Source organism: Metabacillus niabensis (assembly GCF_902829255.1).
GTDB lineage: Bacteria > Bacillota > Bacilli > Bacillales > Bacillaceae > Metabacillus > Metabacillus niabensis.
Window position 1 is genome coordinate 1 of the sequence record NZ_CADEPK010000172.1, and the last position, 1,910, is coordinate 1,910.

Below are 1,910 nucleotides of genomic sequence, written 5' to 3' on the forward strand. Positions count from 1 at the left end.
AATATAAATGGATATTTATTATATGTCAACTAAAATTAAAATTAAGTTAACAAAAAGAGGTGATGTTCATGTATTTTGGTAAAAGGAGAAATAACCAGCAATCTGATAGAGTTCCACCGAATCAAAATGTAACAACAACTTTTCCAGTGTTACATTCAGGAACGATTCCATATTATGAGGATATATCAAAATGGAATTTGCAAATTTACGGTTTAGTAGAAAATCCAAAGCTCTATACATTAGAAGATATTAAATCGTTATTTCCGAAAGTAGAGCTTACAAATGATATTCATTGTGTAACAGGATGGTCGAAGCTTGATACAAGCTGGCAAGGGGTAAGAACAGCAGATCTTATAAAAGATGTGAAGATAAAAGAGCAAGCAAAATATGTGATCATTCACGCTGAAGAAGGCTGGACAACAAATGTAGCGATTGAAGATTTCTTAAAGGAAACGAGTCTTCTTGCATATGCATATAATGGTGAACCGCTAACACCTGAACACGGATATCCGCTCCGTGCTGTCCTCCCACATCTTTATTTTTGGAAGAGTGCAAAATGGGTAAGAGGTCTACAATTTACCGAAAAAAATCATCCTGGTTTTTGGGAGAGGAATGGGTATCATATGAAAGGGGACCCGTGGCTCGAACAAAGATTTAGCTTTGATTAAAAAACAAAACTCCCATCTGTAACAGATGAGAGTGATATAATCATGCTCGTTGTTTATCTATGAACTGCACAGTGCTTTTGATATTCTAGTATCAATTTATCTAATCTTTGACTTAAAGCTACTGTTTTCGGATGATTTAATCCGATAATTAAGCCGATTTCAATTAGTTCACCTTTGAGAAAATCAATCTTACTGAGTAACTGATTTTCATTAATAGAACCATTTTCAAAAATAGTATTTTCCATATCAAGGGACTCCTTTGATTTCAAAAGTACTATCATTCGATATTGGTAATTATAACAATTTATCCTAAAATTGTAAATCTCTAATTGCATATATTCGATATAGGTAGATTCGAAATTAGCATTGCTTGAATCGTATAAGAGGAGGAAAACAAATGAATTACTATATTATAACAGGTGCTTCAAAAGGATTAGGAGAAGCAATCGTAAAGGAAATGTTTATGCAAGAAAACTGTATTATCTATCTTTCAAGATCAAGTAACAGTGAGTTAGAGGAATTAGCTAAAACGAACAATGTTCAGTTATTCTATCAGTCATGTGATTTAACGAAAATCGAAGAAATAGAAGAAACAGTTAACAAAGTGTTTACTAAAATTGACTTAGTTCAAGCGGAAAAACTGACGTTAATAAATAATGCAGGAATGATCGAGCCGATTAAGCAGGTTGGTGATGCCGCTGCTAATGAGATTATCTCAAATGTTCAAGTAAATCTGTTAGCACCAATTTTATTAACGGAGTTCTTTTTGAAACAATTAAAGAGCTTTAATGGTCAAGCAGTTGTTGTCAATATTACTTCAGGGGCAGCAAATAAATCTTATTCAGGTTGGAGTACATATTGCAGTACAAAGGCAGGGTTAAATATGTTTACAAGAACTGCTGGTCAAGAGCAAGGTGCACAAGGGAATAAACGAGTGATAATTGGGTTTTCACCTGGAGTGATGGATACAGATATGCAAGGAATGATTAGAACGGCAGGAGAAGAGGATTTCGCCTCACTTCCTATGTTCAAGGAGTATCATGAGAAGGGGATGTTAAGAAAGCCGAGTTTTGTCGCAAAGATATTAGTAAATCTCATTAATTCACCTTTAGAGAATGGTCGAGTTTATGATATAAAGGAATTTCTATAATTGGTGAAAACTGAGAGAAATCTAGGATTAATTTGTTCTTTTTTAAAAATTTTGTAAAAAAGAATCGCAAAAATTGTCAACAGATGTAATAA

The 1,910-nt window shown here is 33.5% G+C and carries 3 protein-coding genes; 2 read left to right on the plus strand and 1 reads right to left on the minus strand.

Annotated features, from left to right (window positions below):
• Positions 1-68: 68 nt before the first annotated feature.
• Positions 69-668, plus strand: coding sequence for a sulfite oxidase-like oxidoreductase (locus tag HU235_RS12310; RefSeq protein WP_174880397.1), 600 nt, complete (start codon positions 69-71; stop codon positions 666-668).
• A gap of 53 nt (positions 669-721) precedes the next feature.
• On the opposite strand, the gene HU235_RS12315 is transcribed toward HU235_RS12310, so the two are convergent.
• Positions 722-913, minus strand: coding sequence for an aspartyl-phosphate phosphatase Spo0E family protein (locus tag HU235_RS12315; protein WP_174880398.1), 192 nt, complete (start codon positions 911-913; stop codon positions 722-724).
• A 152-nt stretch (positions 914-1,065) separates the two neighbouring features.
• Between HU235_RS12315 and HU235_RS12320 the strand changes: the two genes are divergently transcribed.
• Positions 1,066-1,818: a (S)-benzoin forming benzil reductase gene (locus HU235_RS12320; protein ID WP_174880399.1), complete on the plus strand. Its 753-nt coding sequence runs from the start codon at positions 1,066-1,068 to the stop codon at positions 1,816-1,818.
• Positions 1,819-1,910 lie beyond the last annotated feature (92 nt).